Source organism: Bacillus mobilis (genome assembly GCF_001884045.1).
GTDB classification, from domain to species: Bacteria; Bacillota; Bacilli; order Bacillales; family Bacillaceae_G; genus Bacillus_A; species Bacillus_A mobilis.
Map to the genome: position 1 here is coordinate 1 of NZ_MACF01000144.1, position 15,549 is coordinate 15,549.

Consider the following 15,549-nt stretch of genomic DNA (forward strand, 5'->3'; position numbering starts at 1 on the left):
GAAGTGAAACCGGAAGATCCGAAAGAACCAGAAGTGAAACCGGAAGATCCGAAAGAACCAGAAGTGAAGCCGGAAGATCCGAAAGAACCAGAGGTGAAACCGGAAGATCCGAAAGAGCCAGAAGTGAAACCGGAAGATCCGAAAGAGCCAGAAGTGAAACCGGAAGATCCGAAAGAACCAGAGGTGAAACCGGAAGATCCGAAAGAACCAGAAGTGAAGCCGGAAGATCCGAAAGAGCCAGAGGTGAAACCGGAAGACCCGAAAGAACCAGAAGTGAAACCGGAAGATCCGAAAGAGCCAGAAGTGAAACCGGAAGATCCGAAAGAACCAGAAGTGAAGCCGGAAGATCCGAAAGAACCAGAAGTGAAGCCGGAAGATCCGAAAGAACCAGAAGTGAAGCCGGAAGACCCGAAAGAGCCAGAGGTGAAGCCGGAAGACCCGAAAGAGCCAGAAGTGAAACCGGAAGATCCGAAAGAGCCAGAGGTGAAGCCGGAAGATCCGAAAGAACCAGAAGTGAAACCGGAAGATCCGAAAGAGCCAAAGGTGAAACCGGAAGATCCGAAAGAGCCAGAGGTGAAACCGGAGGAACCGAAGAAACCAGAAGTGAAGCCGGAGGAACCGAAGAAACCAGAAGTGAAGCCGGAAGATCCGAAAGAACCAGAAGTGAAACCGGAGGAACCGAAGAAACCAGAAGTGAAGCCGGAAGATCCGGAAATAAGACTAGAAAAATTGATTAAAGAGCCACAAGTAAAAGTAGAAAGAGAATTACCGAAAACTGGAGCAGCGTCTCCATGGATGATGTCAGTTGGCGCGGGAATTTCATTCTTAGTCAGCGGAGTATTATTCATATTAGGTAGAAGAAGAAAACAGTAATTTTAAAAGCACAATGAGTTCGATCATGTATCGGATTCATTGTACTTTCGTTTTCTAATATATAAAGAAAAGCTCCTTCCATGTATGGAAGGAGCTTTATTTTACATATTAAAACATACTCGAGCTATGCATTGGTTGAAGTTTTGCGTTTGGATCGAAGTAAGCTTTTGCATTGTTTACTGCTGTTGGTGCTTCACCGAAGCCGCAAGCAATGAGTTTTACTTTTCCTTCATATGTACAAATGTCACCAGCAGCGTAAATGCCAGGAATATTTGTTTCCATTTTTGAGTTCACGAGAATGCTGTTTTTTTGTATATCTAAGCCCCAGTTTTTAATTGGGCCAAGAGAGGAAACGAAGCCGTAGTTTACGATTACATCATCAACATCGATGATAATTTTTTCTTCCGTTTTTACGTGTTGAAGAATGACTTGTTCAATTTTGTCATCACCAATGAGCTCAACTGGAACATACGGTGTGCTTACTTCTGCGCGAGAATTCATTAAGCTTTCTACGCTATGTTCATGCGCACGGAATTTATCACGTCGATGAACGATTGTAACTTTGTCAGCGATTGGCTCTAACATCATTGTCCAATCAACAGCTGAGTCGCCGCCGCCAAATACTACGACGCGCTTACCAGCAAATTTATTCATATCATCAACAAAATAATGTAAGTTTTTCTTTTCGTACTTTGCTGTCCCTTCTAATTCTAAGCGGCGTGGTTGAAAAGCACCATTGCCAGCAGTAATAATAACTGATTTAGAATAGTGAGTTTGCTTATTCGTAACAAGTTTAAATATACCGTCAGCTTGTTTCTCAAGCGTATCAACAGCTTCTTCTAAACAAACAGTTGGGTCAAATTTCTTCATTTGCTCTTTTAAGTTATCAACTAATTCTTGTGCGCGCACTTTTGGGAATCCGGCTACATCATAAATGTATTTTTCAGGGTAGAGTGCGGATAATTGTCCTCCAAGTTGAGGTAAGCTTTCAATGATTTTTACACTTGCTTGTCTCATACCGCCATAAAATGCTGTGAATAGTCCTGTTGGACCACCACCAATGATTGTTATGTCGTAAACTTTTTGATTTTCTGCCACTTTCATTCCCCCTATAGATGGAATTTTGATATTGATTTCATATATTGTTCATATGTACACGAAAATCCTGCAAATGATGACACTTTCAAATAAATGATAGCATATTTGAGTTCATAATACTTCTGAAAACGACTGAATTGTGTGTAAGTTTTCGCATAGATGCTTTTTAAATTGTATAAAATATGGCGAAAGGAAAATACATGAAAAAAAGGCTGAAAAACCCTTGAAAACGCTATGTTATTTTAAAATATTGATAATTCGCCAGACGCTTGAATTCTGGAATAAAACCGACTAATATAGGGAAGTATTATGTTAAATTTCTATGACAAAATTCGTACGATTTTTTGACTGCGTTTTGTTATGATATAGAATGTGATAAATTCCACATTCTTGACAAATAGAGTTTTTAGTACTTGGTATTATTTTTCATTACTATTATATAAAGAAAAGGGTTGTGATTTGGTGAAGACTCCAAAAATCGTAGTTTTAGGTGCAGGTTATGGCGGGATGATTACGACTGTTCGTCTGCAAAAAGCATTATCTGTAAATGAAGCTGAAATTACGTTAGTAAACAACAACAGCTATCACTACCAAGCGACTTGGTTACATGAGAGCGCAGCTGGTACATTACAAGATGAAAAAATCTGTCTAGATATTCAAGACGTTATTGATACAAATAAAGTAAACTTTGTACAAGATACAGTAGTAGAAATTAAAGCTGCTGAAAAACGCATTATCTTAAAAGACGGCGAGTTAGAGTATGACTACTTAGTAATCGGTCTTGGTTTCGAATCAGAAACATTCGGAATTACAGGATTAAAGGAGCATGCATTCTCAATCGCTAACATTAATGCAACTCGTGAAATTCGTGAGCATATGGAAGCTAGTTTCGCTAAATATGCAACTGAACAACGCGATGAGTTAGTAACAATCGTTGTTGGTGGTGCTGGATTTACTGGTATCGAGTACGTAGGTGAGCTTGCAAACCGTGTTCCTGAACTTTGCAAAGAGTACAATGTACCACGTGAAAAAGCACGTATCATCTGTGTAGAAGCTGCTCCAACAGCACTTCCAGGTTTTGATCCAGCATTAGTAGAATACGCTGTGAAACAACTTGAGAAAAAAGGTGTAGAATTCCGCATCGGTACAGCAATTAAAGAAGCAACTGAAGAAGGTATTATCGTTGCAAATGGTGATGATACTGAATTAATTAAGTCTGAAACAGTAGTTTGGGCTGCAGGTGTTCGTGGTAACGGTATTGTGGAAGAGTCTGGCTTTGAAGCAATGCGCGGACGTGTAAAAGTTGATGAGTACATGCACGCTCCAGGATACGAAGAAGTATTCATGGTTGGTGACGCAGCGTTAATCATTAACGAAGAAATTAACCGTCCATACCCACCAACAGCACAAATCGCAATTCAACAAGGTTACAACATTGCACACAACTTAACTGTTTTAGTTCGTGGCAAGGGCGAAATGAAGAAATTCGCATTCGATAATAAAGGATCTGTATGTTCTTTAGGTCATGACGATGCAATGGGCGTTGTTATGGGCAAAAAGTTAACAGGTTGGAAAGCTTCCTTCATGAAGAAAGTAATCGATAACCGTTACCTATTCTTATTAGGTGGACCTTTATTAGTTCTTAAAAAAGGTAAATTAAAGTTCTTTTAATATATAGTAGAAAAAGCAGAAACGGCTAAGAGCTGTTTCTGCTTTTTTCATTTTAAAAATATAGTATAATGTATAAAAAGAAAGAATATTCTGTCCGTTCTGGTAGAGGAGGGTATGACATCATGGAGAAACGAGGGAAAGTATGGCTAGCTGTCGGTGGCCTAGTAGCTACAAAAGATGGCAGGTGGCTCTTCGTTAAGAAGAAGTACAGTGGATTAAAGGGAAAATGGTCTTTGCCGGCTGGTTTTGTAAATGAAGGTGAGACGGTTGATGAAGCTGTGAAACGTGAAGTGTTAGAAGAGACAGGCATTGTCGCTCATGTGAAGGGGATCATTGGTGTTCGATCGGGTGTGATTCGCAATGAGATTAGTGATAATATGATTATTTTCCTTTTGGAGCCTGAAGGAGAAAATATTATTGTACAGGAGAAAGAATTGTCTGAAGTAGCATTTCTACATCCAGATACGATTGCGGACGATCCGAATACGTCTGTACTGATTAAATATTTGTTAGAAAGAAAATCAGAACTACATCTTGAAATGGACAAAACATTAAATCCAGGTGAACAATTTGGTTATACCGCCTATCACGTATTTACGGCGCATACGAAGGAGAGGGAGAAAGAGTGAGTATACCGGTACTACTTATTTCAATGATGTTATTTTTCATTTTGTTTTTTGGAATTGGATTTTTACTCAACATGATTTTGCGAGCTACGTGGGTAATGGTTATTGTGTATCCGATTGTTTGTATGCTTATTATTAATAAGGCGAGTGTGTGGGATTATTTTTCAAAGCCAAAAGAAACATTTTCTTCATTTGGGACAAGTGTATCGCATTTAGGACAAGCAGATATGTTTATTTTATCTACTGGATTAGTAGGTGCTGCATTAGCAGGAATCGTAATTAAGAAACTCCGGAAAAGCGGATATCAAATGTTTTAATCTCCAATTCATTTGGAGATTATTTTTTTGCATATTCCTTCATCGTATAGGGAATGATTAACGATGAAGGAGTGTGGAATATAAAAATGTTAAAACGATATTGTATTCGCATTATGATGACTTGTTTACTTGTATCCGCATTATGCGTAACATGGAATGCTTTCACAGGAGTTTCTTTATTAGAGATTGTAAAGAAATATGAGGGAACGAGTGCAAAAGAAGTACATGCAGCAGAAGTTAAGAGAAATGTTGCTCCGAGTAAAGAAGTGATAAATGCTTTAGAGCAGGCAAACGACTGGTCTAAATATCGTTCAATTGAAATGACTGCAACAGGTTATACGTCGGGAATTGAGTCAACTGGCAAGAGGCCAGGACATCCGGAGTATGGTATTACATATTCAGGTGTTAAGGCGAAAAGGGATTTATATTCCACAATCGCTGCGGATTTACGCGTATTCCCAATTGGGACAATTTTATTCGTACCAGGATATGGGTATGGTGTAGTAGCTGATAAGGGCGGTGCGATAAAAGGAAACCGTCTTGATCTGTATTATGATACGGTGAAAGATGTTTATAGCCAATGGGGTAAGAAAAAAGTAAATGTGTATGTAGTGAAAGTTGGAAATGGTAAGTTTTCAGAGGAAGAGTTAACGATGTTAAATCAAGACGAAACAATGCAAGTGTTCCGCGGTCAATATTTAAAACAAAGATAGTCTAGTGGTAAGTACGCTAGACTTTTTTTGTTTCATAATGGAGGTAATAGCAGAAGTTAGAATTGTCGCATTTTATCGAAAATAAAGTTATAATAAAGGTAGAGTAGAGAAATTTAGGGGGTCTGAACATGTTTCAAGTACAAAAAGAATTAGCAAGCCATGAAGCGGTAATTGTTGCCTTATTTGAAGAAGAGAAAACGAGTAGTTTTGTACAAGAACTGGACAAAGCGTTTGAAGGACAATTACAAGTTTTATTAGAAGAGAAAGAACTTTCTACGAAGAAGAAAGCTATTTCAAAAGTACATAGTTTAGGAAAAACAAATGTGAAACGTTATTATTTCGTTGGTTTAGGTAAGAAAGAATCTTATACGACGGAAACGTTACGTGCGGCTCTTGGTAAGGCGTTTAAAACGTTACAAGCAGCAAAAGTACAAGATGCAGCAATCTTACTTGATTCTTTCGTAACAGAGAAATTAGACGCAATTGATGTAGCTCACATTGCAGCAGAAGTACAAGGTCTTGGTACATATGAATTAGAAACGTATAAATCAGATCAAAAGGACCGTGTGGAATTAGAGAAGTTCACGGCTATTACAGCGGAAGATGCACAAGAAATTGAAGCTGCATTAACAGTTGGTTACGTACATGGACATGCGACAAATTCAGCTCGTACACTTGTAAATATGCCGCCAAACGTATTAACAGCTACGAAGCTTGCTGAGTATGCTGTTGAGTTAGCGGAAAAGTATGATATGGATTATAAAGTTCTTGAGAAAGAAGAGATGGAAGACCTTGGTATGGGTGCGTTACTTGCAGTAAACCAAGGATCTACTGAACCACCAAAAATGATCGCTCTTATTTATAAAGGAAAAGAAGAGTGGACAGATGTTATTGGATTCGTTGGAAAAGGAATCACATACGATACAGGTGGTTATTCATTAAAACCACGTGAAGGTATGGTCGGTATGAAAGGTGATATGGGCGGTGCTGCTGCTGTATTAGGTGCGATGGAAATTATCGGTGAACTTCGCCCAGAGCAAAATGTGATCGCTGTTATTCCATCAACGGATAACGTTGTAAGTGGTACAGCATTTAAGCCAGATGATGTCATCACGTCTATGAGCGGAAAAACAATTGAAGTATTAAATACAGATGCAGAAGGTCGCCTAGCATTAGCTGACGGTATTACGTATGCGAAAAAATTAGGTGCAAACTATCTGATTGATGTTGCGACATTAACAGGTGGTGTAATTGTTGCACTTGGAAATCATACGACAGGCGCAATGACAAACAATGAAGAGTTGTTTGAGCAAGTGCTAGAGGCGTCTATGGAAACAGATGAATTAATTTGGCAATTACCGATTTTTGATCGTGATAAAGAACGCGTGAGAAACAGTAAGTTTGCTGATTTAAATAACTCACCAGGTCGTGAAGGACATGCGGTTATGGCGGGTACATTCCTAGGTGAATTCGCTGAAGATACGCCGTGGGTACACTTAGACATCGCTGGAACATCTGAAACGTCAGGAGCGCATGATTTAGGGCCAGCTGGAGCAACAGGTGCAATGGTACGTACACTTGCAACACTTGTTGAACGTTTCGGAGAAGAATAAAATTATAAGGAAAGGCTGTTCCAACATGTTGGAACAGCCTTTTTTATTATGATGACTATGGTCGTCTTATCCCACATGAACTCGTTTCACTTTATAAAGAAATCGTATATAGCGTCCCATTTAAAGCGAATGAAGTGCGGCCTGTTTCTTCAGAGACAACTAAAATAAGGGCATCGCTTTTTTCTGATAAGCCAATTGCAGCTCTGTGACGTGTTCCTAACTCAGGGTCAACTTCTGTGCTTTTCGTTAACGGAAGAATATTGGCAGCTGAAACAATATGATTATTTTTAACGAGAACGGCGCCGTCATGAAGAGGGTTACCAGGATAGAAAATAGATTCTAGTAACGGTGCGGTTAAATGAGCGTTTAATGTTGTTCCAGTCTGAATGCAAGATTCAAGTGTCTCGTTTCGTTCCACAACAATAAGAGCACCATGTTTTCGGGCGCTTAAATGCTGGACAGCTGTTGTGATGAACGATGAACTTTCCGTATACGGTGATAAATACGCTTGAATATAGTATGTAGCTGCCAATGTTTGTACATTGGCTAACATATGATGAATATCTTCCATTTTGCACAAAATACATTCATCTTCTTTATCAATTGCTTGCCTCATAATTGATAATTCTTTCTCAGCAATTTCAATCATTTGCTTTGTTTGTATTTTGAGCTCTTCTGACAAGCCCCATTCTTGCATAATCCTCATTCCCTTTAGTGGAGTATTTAGCCATAGTGTATACAAATATTCTTAGTAAAATCCTATTAGATTGTAAAAAATATTGAGATACAGGTTGTTTTTTTCATATAATAAAGGTATGACAAGCGAGAGGAGATAGAAGTATGAACTGGAAACAAGAATTTAGTCGCTGGCTTTCATATACAGAGCTAGACGCAGAACTAAAAGAACAGTTAGAAAACATGAAGCAAGATGAGAAGAAAATTGAGGACAGCTTTTATAAAAATCTAGAATTCGGCACAGGTGGTATGCGTGGTGAACTTGGTGCTGGTACGAACCGTTTAAATGTATATACAGTTCGTAAAGCGACACAAGGATTAGCGACGTTTATTGAAAAATTAGGTGAAGAAGCGAAGAAGCGCGGTGTTGTTGTAGCGTACGATTCTCGTCATAAATCACCTGAATTCGCAATGGAAGTAGCTGCTACACTTGGTGCACACGGCATCACAACATATGTGTTTGAAAGCTTACGTCCAACGCCAGTGCTTTCTTTCGCAGTTCGTCATTTACATACAGTGAGTGGAATCGTTCTTACGGCAAGCCATAATCCACCTGAATATAACGGTTATAAAGTATACGGTGAAGACGGTGGGCAGTTGCCTCCAAAAGAAGCTGATGAGTTAATTAGCTATGTAGATGCAGTAGAGGATGAGTTAACAGTTGAGGTTGCTAATGTGGAGCAATTAAAAGCTGATGGTTTATTACATATTATTGGACAAGAAGTAGATGATGCATATGCAGCAGAATTGAACAATGTCATCATTAATAAAGAAATGGTACAAAATGTTGGGAAAGACTTAAAAATCGTCTTTACACCATTACACGGAACATCAAATATTTCTGTACGCCGTGGTTTAGAAGAAGTTGGATTTACAGATGTAACAGTTGTAAAAGAGCAAGAGTTACCAGATCCGAACTTCTCTACAGTTAAATCACCGAACCCAGAAGAGCATGCAGCGTTTGAGTATGCTATTCGTGACGGTGAGAAGGTAGGCGCAGATGTGTTAATCGCAACGGATCCTGACGCTGACCGCCTTGGCGTAGCAGTTCGTAATCACGATGGTGAGTTCCAAGTATTAACTGGTAACCAAACAGGTGCATTAATGCTTGATTACTTATTATCTCAAAAGAAAGAAAACGGAATACTTCCAGAGAACGGTGTTGTATTAAAAACAATCGTAACATCTGAAATTGGCCGTACAATCGCGAAAGCATACGGTTTAGATACAGTTGATACGTTAACTGGATTTAAATTTATTGGTGAGAAAATTAAACAGTATGAAGAAAGCGGACAATACGAATTCCAATTCGGTTATGAGGAAAGCTATGGTTATTTAATCCGTCCATTCTGTCGTGATAAAGATGCAGTACAATCTGTTCTATTTGCATGTGAAGTAGCTGCATACTACAAGTCACAAGGAAAAACGTTATACGATGGTCTATTAGAAGTATTTGAGAAGTATGGTTTCTTCCGTGAAGATCTTGTATCGTTAACGCTAAAAGGAAAAGATGGAGCGGAACAAATCCAAGAAATGATGGCAACATTCCGTGAAAATCCTCCGAAAGAAGTAGCTGGCTTAACAGTTGTAGCAGTTGAAGACTATAAAGCGAGCATCGTTACATCTTTACAAGATGGACATAAAGAAGAGATTCACTTACCGAAATCAAATGTGTTAAAATATCAATTAGAAGATGGTTCATGGTTCTGCCTACGTCCATCTGGAACTGAACCGAAGATTAAGTTCTACTTCGGTGTTCAAGACAATTCTTTACAAAATAGTGAACAAAAGTTACTTACTATTAAAGAAGATATTATGAATCGTTTATAATATAAAGTAATTTTAAGTAGTAGGGAACAAAAGGGAGTGAAACCTCCCTTTTGTTCTATGTAAGGAAATGATCGTTATTGATTCTGACAGAAGAGAGGGTATTTTGTGATGAAAAGAGTAAGAAAAGCGATAATCCCAGCAGCTGGATTAGGAACACGTTTTTTACCAGCTACAAAAGCAATGCCAAAAGAAATGTTACCGATAGTAGATAAACCAACTATCCAATACATTGTAGAAGAAGCAATAAAATCAGGAATCGAAGATATTATTATCGTTACTGGTAAAACGAAGCGCTCTATTGAAGATCATTTTGATAATGCATTTGAGTTAGAGCAAAACTTATTAGAAAAGAAAAAGTATGAGTTACTTGAAAAAGTACAGGCTTCTTCAAAAATGGTAGATATTCACTATATCCGTCAAAAAGAACCAAAAGGATTAGGGCATGCAGTTTGGTGTGCACGTAAATTCATCGGTGATGAGCCATTCGCTGTTTTATTAGGTGATGATATCGTTCAAGCTGAAAAACCATGTTTACGTCAATTAATTGAAGAATATGATAAAACGCTTTCTTCTGTTATTGGTGTACAAACGGTTCCAGAAGATGAAACACACCGTTACGGAATTATCGACCCATTAGAGCAAGAAGGACGTCGTTACCAAGTTCGCAATTTCGTTGAGAAACCAGCAGCAGGTACAGCACCTTCAAACTTAGCAATTATGGGACGTTACGTTTTAACACCTGAAATCTTCATGTTCTTAGAACAGCAACATGTTGGTGCTGGTGGTGAAATTCAGTTAACAGATGCAATCCAAAACTTAAACGAAATTCAACGTGTATTCGCTTACGATTTCGAAGGAACGCGTTATGATGTAGGTGAAAAGTTAGGATTCGTTCAAACGACAATTGAAATGGCCCTGCAACACCCAGAATTACGTGATGACATGGTTCCAATGATGCAGAAAATTTTAGAAAAACACATGAATCAAAATTCTTAATAGAAAAAAGAGTTATTTCAGTACACTGAAATAACTCTTTTTTATTATGAAATCGTTGAATGAGAATGCTGATAAGCAGAACGGCGTACAGCATAGTATATGCGAGGTGCGATAATAGCACCGATAATTGTAAATGCAATATCTTTTACTGCAAACCACATCATAATCATCCAAGCAGCTTTATAACTCATATTACCACCCATAAAGAAATTGACTGCCCCGTACATATAAGTAGTGCCGATAATATAAGTTAAAATGATTCCTGTGAAAGAGGCAATTGCAAATGTACTGAATGTTGGTCGTTCTTTTTGTTCTACTAGTTTTCCTGATACGTAAGCAACGATAATAAATGCAATAATAAAACCACCAGTAGGATCTAAAAGTGCTCCAAAACCAGCTTTGAAGTTAGCGAAGATTGGCGCACCTGCTAATCCAACAAGCATATAAACAGTCATTGATAATGCGCCAAGTCTACTTCCAAGAAGAAGCCCTGCTAAAATTGCAAAAAATGGTTGCATAGATAATGGGATGCCCGCTACTTGCAGGAATGGTGCCCAAGATACAATATTTGCACCAATGGCCATAAGAGCAACGAACATGGCAGCTAATGCTAAATCTAAAACATGAAATCTCCTCATAATGTTAACCTCCTGTTGTTTTTAGGTTAACATTATCGTAGCGAAAATATTTACTTGTTGTCAATCAAAATATTTTGATAAGAAGGTTTCAAATAATCTCTTAGCAACGTATACGGAATACGAAATTGCGGAATTCCGCTTGAATAAGGAGCAATCTCATATAAAGGGAAATAAATGACGAGATTGTCTGGTTCTAAAAAGAAGTGGAACTTTTTCGTTCTCATGACTTTTTCAGTTGCATCGGGAAAATAGATGCTTTCATTTTGTTTAATTTGCCTTACAATTTCAGCACGGATGACTTCTTTATATGTATCTGCTTTTTGAAATAAATCGTCTAAGTGTAGTAGCTTTTTTTCGTTTAAATCAAATGTGTTTGCCTTCCACGTATACAGACCGTGTGCTCCGCCTGTATATTGATAGTAATTCACATATAGACTAAGAAAAGGTGGTTTATTTAAGGAGACTTTATAATCAACATTCGCCACATACGGGTGAAATGGTGTACTAGATCCTTCTGTTTCTTTATAATATTTTTTTGCGTCTTTTTCTAATTTGGCTTTAAATTTGTCAGTAGATTTCTTGTAATAGAAATTGAGCTTATTTTGAAATTTAGAATCGGAAAAATTGTGAAAAGAAGGTCTGTTAATTTGATATTCTATATAAGGTTTCTTACCTTTTTGCGTCACAGTCTGAACATCTATTGTCAGGTTGGATGCTTTGGCTGCTAGTGCACAATTTGGTACAATAGTCAGCAAGGAGAACATAAGCAGTAATATACAAAATTTCTGTTTCATTTAGGTGAAACCTCCTTATATAAGTGTTATAAGTAGTTTGAAAATAAACAGGTAAAATTATACATTTAATTAAAGTAAGAGAAGGGGGAAACGAGATGGCAAAAACTTTAATGGATTCACTTGGAATCGAGTTGTTAGAGATGACAGAGGATAAGGTAGTTGCTACGATGCCTGTAGATGAGCGTACGCATCAGCCATTTGGATTTTTACATGGTGGTGCATCCCTTGCATTAGCAGAAACAGTAGCAAGCGTTGGTTCATACAATTTAATTGATCAAGAGAAATGTATTTGTTTCGGTCTAGAAATTAATGCAAATCACATTCGCTCAAAGAAAGATGGAATTGTAACAGCGATTGGGACACCGATACATAGAGGACATTCAACGATGGTTTGGGATGTGCGTATTATTGATGAAAATGATGATTTACTATGCATATCACGATGTACAGTAGCAATTAAAGAAAAACGTGAAAAGTAAAAAAGAGGCGCTCTCATGAGCGCCTCTTTTTCTTATCATTAGAACTGGATTTTCTTCTCTAAGAAACCTTTTAGTTCGCTAATTGGCATACGAACTTGTTCCATTGTGTCACGGTCACGTACTGTAACAGCTTTGTCTTCAACTGAGTCGAAGTCGTAAGTGATACAGAATGGTGTACCGATTTCGTCTTGACGACGGTAACGTTTACCGATAGAACCAGTTTCGTCAAAGTCTACCATGAAGTCTTTAGCTAGTTCTGCGAATACTTCAGTAGCACCTTCAGATAGCTTTTTAGATAATGGTAAGATTGCTGCTTTGTATGGTGCTAAAGCAGGGTGGAAACGAAGAACTGTACGAGAATCGTTTTCTAATTGCTCTTCTTCATATGCATCACATAAGAATGCTAATGTTACGCGGTCAGCACCTAAAGATGGCTCGATGCAGTACGGTACGTAACGCTCATTCGTTTGTGGATCGATATAGTTAAAGTCTTCGTTAGAGTGCTCCATGTGACGTTTTAAATCGAAGTCTGTACGAGATGCTACGCCCCATAGTTCGCCCCAACCGAATGGGAATCGGAACTCAATATCAGTTGTTGCGTTACTGTAGTGAGATAACTCTTCTTCACCGTGGTCACGAAGACGCATGCTTTCTTCAGTCATACCAAGTGAAAGTAACCAGTTCTTACAAGTTTCGCGCCAGAATGCGAACCACTCTAAATCTTCACCAGGCTTACAGAAGAATTCAAGCTCCATTTGTTCGAATTCACGTGTACGGAATGTGAAGTTACCAGGCGTGATTTCGTTACGGAAGCTCTTACCGATTTGGCCAATACCAAATGGAAGTTTTTTACGCATAGAGCGTTGTACGTTTTTGAAGTTTACGAAAATACCTTGTGCTGTTTCAGGACGAAGGAAGATTTCGTTTGTGCTAGACTCTGTAACACCTTGGAAAGTTTTGAACATTAAGTTGAACTGACGGATTTCAGTGAATTCTTCACTACCACAATCAGGACATTTTACTTCATGCTCTTTCATTAAGTCAGCCATTTGGTCGAAAGTAAGACCATCAACAACCATTTCGATGCCTTTTGCATCTAATGCATCTTCAATTAATTTGTCAGCACGGTGACGCGCTTTACATTTTTTACAGTCGATCATTGGATCGTTGAAGTTACCAACGTGACCAGAAGCGATCCAAGTTTTTGGGTTCATTAAAATAGCTGCGTCTAAACCAACGTTGTATGGAGATTCTTGAATGAATTTTTTCCACCAAGCTTTTTTAACGTTATTTTTTAATTCGATTCCAAGTGGACCGTAATCCCAAGTGTTTGCAAGACCACCGTAAATTTCAGAACCAGGGAAAACAAAACCGCGATGTTTCGCTAAGTTTACAACTTGTTCCATTGAATACATAATAAAATCCTCCTTTTGAAAGTTAACGTATTGGCGATGACGTGCTCAGATACTAGTGAAACGAGCGGTATATGCTTTGAAAACATAAAAAAACGCTCATCCCAAGGCTTAATTGCCTAGGGACGAGCGTTTGCCCGCGGTTCCACCCTAGTTGATACACAACAGGTGCATCCACTTTATCACGTATTGCTCGAGACTGCCGTTTCCTTGCGGCTTCAGGCTTTCACTATCCCTGAATCGCTTTTTGTGCAAGTACTTATAAGTCCGTCATCGCTACTTATATTAATAATAATGAACATATTCTAACACGTTCTTTTTTAAATCTCAATAGAGGAACGCGTCTATCTATGATAGAGTCTCGCCTATTTTTTCGTTATTTATTCCGTAATTTTCTTTAATGTGCTTAATTGCTTCACGTTTACTAAGCGGGGCAAGCTCGTTATTTTGCACGTATTCCCAAACGGCATCAGGCTTTGTTTTTGCATATTCGCGAAGGACCCAGCCAATCGCTTTTTGAATGAAAAATTCTTTTGAAGAATGTAGTTGTCCAATAATCCAGAAAAGAAGTTCTTCATCCATTTTTTGTTTATATTTTAGCTGGAATAAAATAGCGGCGCGTTGCAACCATATGTTATCTGATGCAATCCATTTTGGAATATAGGCAGAAATTAATTCTGGATGTTTTAAAAAGATATTCCCTAAAAATGTAGGAACGATGCTATCGACAGAATCCCACCAAGATTTTGTTACAATGAGTTCTTCTAAAAACGGGATATGTGTTTCGTTTATATGCTTTTTATATTTTTGCATAATATCGAGTGCTGCTGCCTGAAATTCACGTTCTGGTAAATCCCAAAGCTCACGTACGATAATTTGGAAATCTTTTGGATCTGGGAGAGTATGTATTTGGATGATGTCTTTCAATAGTTGTCTTCTTTCAGGTGTTTGAATACCGAGAAATGGGAAGTGGTTTTTCATATAACGTGCCATCGGTTCCGCTTTTTCAAGGTTTTTATGAGCTATGAAATGCTCTTGTAATGCTTGTACAAATGGATGCATAAGTCCGTACTCCTCTCTAATTATCTTACTCCTCTTATTATACAGAGAGTTTGGTTGAATTTTAAAACATAACTTGCCATGTAATGAAATATGTTGAGAGTAGAGAGGAGAGGATAAGATGGAAGATCAAGGCGTACTAGCAGGTTTCTTTGCTCTTAGTTTTGCGTTTATTCTTGTTGTATTGATTTGGGCAATTATTGCGTATTTATTAACGGCTTTTGCACTGTATACGATGGCGAAAAATGATGGTGCAACGGATGGTGCTCTTGCGTTTATTCCTTTTTTAAATAGTAAGATCTGGGGTGACTTAGCAAAAGATAAATTACCAGATTTCTTAAAAGAAGAAGCAGGATGGAAAGTATTTGGCATATATGTCGCGTGTTTCATTTTTAACTTCGTACCAATTCTATATTTAATAGCAACAGCTGTATCGGTTGTGCTGTCTATTTATCTTATCTACGCTATTTTAGACAGGTACGGAACGAATTCTATATTATTTACAATTATTCATACCATCACATTTTCAGTTTTCTTGCCGATCCACTTATTTATTATTCGGAATGAGCCGGTAAGATATAACGAGTAGATATATATGGGGGAGCTGTTTCAAAGATATTTTGGAACAGCTTTTTGTTGGTTAATTGATATTTCGTTGACTAAGAAAAAAGGGCTGCCACATAGGACAGCCCTTT

Annotated in this window: 16 protein-coding genes; 10 read left to right on the top strand and 6 right to left on the bottom strand. The window is 38.1% G+C overall.

Going from position 1 to position 15,549, the window contains the following annotated elements; all coding sequences use genetic code 11:
* Positions 1 to 873, top strand: an 873-nt coding sequence (locus tag BAQ44_RS28140) for an LPXTG cell wall anchor domain-containing protein (protein WP_116758430.1), incomplete at its 5' end; no start/stop codon positions are given.
* A 108-nt stretch (positions 874 to 981) separates the two neighbouring features.
* Here the strand turns inward: BAQ44_RS28140 and BAQ44_RS28145 are convergent.
* Positions 982 to 1,971 carry an NAD(P)/FAD-dependent oxidoreductase gene (locus BAQ44_RS28145; protein WP_071724993.1) on the bottom strand — a complete coding sequence of 330 codons (990 nt, stop codon included), beginning with the start codon at positions 1,969 to 1,971 and terminating at the stop codon, positions 982 to 984.
* 462 nt (positions 1,972 to 2,433) lie between these two features.
* On the opposite strand from BAQ44_RS28145, the gene BAQ44_RS28150 reads away from it, so the two are divergent.
* The 5 genes from BAQ44_RS28150 (at position 2,434) to pepA (ending at position 6,911) form a co-directional block, all read left to right on the top strand.
* The gene (locus tag BAQ44_RS28150) at positions 2,434 to 3,642 is read left to right on the top strand and encodes an NAD(P)/FAD-dependent oxidoreductase (protein ID WP_000856609.1); all 1,209 of its coding nucleotides are present in this window, start codon (positions 2,434 to 2,436) and stop codon (positions 3,640 to 3,642) included.
* 122 nt (positions 3,643 to 3,764) lie between these two features.
* Positions 3,765 to 4,271, top strand: coding sequence for an NUDIX hydrolase (locus tag BAQ44_RS28155; RefSeq protein WP_063260535.1), 507 nt, complete (start codon positions 3,765 to 3,767; stop codon positions 4,269 to 4,271).
* The gene (locus tag BAQ44_RS28160) at positions 4,268 to 4,585 is read left to right on the top strand and encodes a YuiB family protein (protein WP_000027018.1); all 318 of its coding nucleotides are present in this window, start codon (positions 4,268 to 4,270) and stop codon (positions 4,583 to 4,585) included. Before BAQ44_RS28155 ends, BAQ44_RS28160 begins: the two co-directional genes overlap by 4 nt.
* Before the next feature lie 86 nt (positions 4,586 to 4,671).
* Positions 4,672 to 5,298 (top strand): stationary phase survival protein SpsC, encoded by a 627-nt coding sequence (locus tag BAQ44_RS28165; RefSeq protein WP_063260536.1) that lies wholly within the window; start codon positions 4,672 to 4,674, stop codon positions 5,296 to 5,298.
* Positions 5,299 to 5,426: 128 nt separating this feature from the next.
* A complete protein-coding gene (gene pepA, locus BAQ44_RS28170; RefSeq protein WP_071724994.1) occupies positions 5,427 to 6,911 on the top strand; it encodes a cytosol aminopeptidase in 1,485 nt (494 codons plus the stop codon).
* Between the two features lie 91 nt (positions 6,912 to 7,002).
* Here pepA and cdaS read toward each other — a convergent pair whose 3' ends face one another.
* The gene (gene cdaS / locus BAQ44_RS28175; RefSeq protein ID WP_071724997.1) at positions 7,003 to 7,608 is read right to left on the bottom strand and encodes a sporulation-specific diadenylate cyclase CdaS; all 606 of its coding nucleotides are present in this window, start codon (positions 7,606 to 7,608) and stop codon (positions 7,003 to 7,005) included.
* A 143-nt stretch (positions 7,609 to 7,751) separates the two neighbouring features.
* On the opposite strand from cdaS, the gene BAQ44_RS28180 reads away from it, so the two are divergent.
* Positions 7,752 to 9,476 carry a phospho-sugar mutase gene (locus BAQ44_RS28180; RefSeq protein ID WP_071724999.1) on the top strand — a complete coding sequence of 575 codons (1,725 nt, stop codon included), beginning with the start codon at positions 7,752 to 7,754 and terminating at the stop codon, positions 9,474 to 9,476.
* 108 nt (positions 9,477 to 9,584) lie between these two features.
* Positions 9,585 to 10,472, top strand: coding sequence for a UTP--glucose-1-phosphate uridylyltransferase GalU (galU, locus tag BAQ44_RS28185; RefSeq protein ID WP_063260540.1), 888 nt, complete (start codon positions 9,585 to 9,587; stop codon positions 10,470 to 10,472).
* A 44-nt stretch (positions 10,473 to 10,516) separates the two neighbouring features.
* Here the strand turns inward: galU and BAQ44_RS28190 are convergent, their stop codons facing one another.
* Positions 10,517 to 11,110 (bottom strand): biotin transporter BioY, encoded by a 594-nt coding sequence (locus BAQ44_RS28190; protein WP_001252151.1) that lies wholly within the window; start codon positions 11,108 to 11,110, stop codon positions 10,517 to 10,519.
* A 50-nt stretch (positions 11,111 to 11,160) separates the two neighbouring features.
* Complete coding sequence (locus BAQ44_RS28195) at positions 11,161 to 11,904, bottom strand: DUF3298 and DUF4163 domain-containing protein (RefSeq protein WP_071725001.1); 744 nt, start codon at positions 11,902 to 11,904, stop codon at positions 11,161 to 11,163.
* Positions 11,905 to 11,999: 95 nt separating this feature from the next.
* Here BAQ44_RS28195 and BAQ44_RS28200 point away from each other — a divergent pair, with 95 nt between their 5' ends.
* A complete protein-coding gene (locus BAQ44_RS28200) occupies positions 12,000 to 12,383 on the top strand; it encodes a hotdog fold thioesterase (protein WP_001140606.1) in 384 nt (127 codons plus the stop codon).
* Between the two features lie 38 nt (positions 12,384 to 12,421).
* Here BAQ44_RS28200 and BAQ44_RS28205 read toward each other — a convergent pair whose 3' ends face one another.
* Together BAQ44_RS28205 and BAQ44_RS28210 are read right to left on the bottom strand one after the other, a co-directional pair.
* Positions 12,422 to 13,798: a glycine--tRNA ligase gene (locus tag BAQ44_RS28205; protein WP_000287155.1), complete on the bottom strand. Its 1,377-nt coding sequence runs from the start codon at positions 13,796 to 13,798 to the stop codon at positions 12,422 to 12,424.
* 345 nt (positions 13,799 to 14,143) lie between these two features.
* Positions 14,144 to 14,857, bottom strand: a complete 714-nt coding sequence (locus tag BAQ44_RS28210; RefSeq protein ID WP_071725004.1) for a DNA alkylation repair protein — start codon at positions 14,855 to 14,857, stop codon at positions 14,144 to 14,146.
* Positions 14,858 to 14,975: 118 nt separating this feature from the next.
* On the opposite strand from BAQ44_RS28210, the gene BAQ44_RS28215 reads away from it, so the two are divergent.
* Positions 14,976 to 15,443, top strand: a complete 468-nt coding sequence (locus tag BAQ44_RS28215; protein WP_071725006.1) for a hypothetical protein — start codon at positions 14,976 to 14,978, stop codon at positions 15,441 to 15,443.
* The last annotated feature ends 106 nt before the right edge of the window (positions 15,444 to 15,549 follow it).

Bases quoted from the DNA above. Each gene is read 5' to 3' on its own strand.
- pepA (WP_071724994.1), top strand. From the start codon at position 5,427: ATGTTTCAAGTACAAAAAGAATTAGCAAGCCATGAAGCGGTAATTGTT.
- BAQ44_RS28210 (WP_071725004.1), bottom strand. From the start codon at position 14,857: ATGCATCCATTTGTACAAGCATTACAAGAGCATTTCATAGCTCATAAA.
- BAQ44_RS28205 (WP_000287155.1), bottom strand. From the start codon at position 13,798: ATGTATTCAATGGAACAAGTTGTAAACTTAGCGAAACATCGCGGTTTT.
- BAQ44_RS28200 (WP_001140606.1), top strand. From the start codon at position 12,000: ATGGCAAAAACTTTAATGGATTCACTTGGAATCGAGTTGTTAGAGATG.
- cdaS (WP_071724997.1), bottom strand. From the start codon at position 7,608: ATGCAAGAATGGGGCTTGTCAGAAGAGCTCAAAATACAAACAAAGCAA.
- BAQ44_RS28195 (WP_071725001.1), bottom strand. From the start codon at position 11,904: ATGAAACAGAAATTTTGTATATTACTGCTTATGTTCTCCTTGCTGACT.
- BAQ44_RS28190 (WP_001252151.1), bottom strand. From the start codon at position 11,110: ATGAGGAGATTTCATGTTTTAGATTTAGCATTAGCTGCCATGTTCGTT.
- BAQ44_RS28180 (WP_071724999.1), top strand. From the start codon at position 7,752: ATGAACTGGAAACAAGAATTTAGTCGCTGGCTTTCATATACAGAGCTA.
- galU (WP_063260540.1), top strand. From the start codon at position 9,585: ATGAAAAGAGTAAGAAAAGCGATAATCCCAGCAGCTGGATTAGGAACA.
- BAQ44_RS28215 (WP_071725006.1), top strand. From the start codon at position 14,976: ATGGAAGATCAAGGCGTACTAGCAGGTTTCTTTGCTCTTAGTTTTGCG.
- BAQ44_RS28165 (WP_063260536.1), top strand. From the start codon at position 4,672: ATGTTAAAACGATATTGTATTCGCATTATGATGACTTGTTTACTTGTA.
- BAQ44_RS28155 (WP_063260535.1), top strand. From the start codon at position 3,765: ATGGAGAAACGAGGGAAAGTATGGCTAGCTGTCGGTGGCCTAGTAGCT.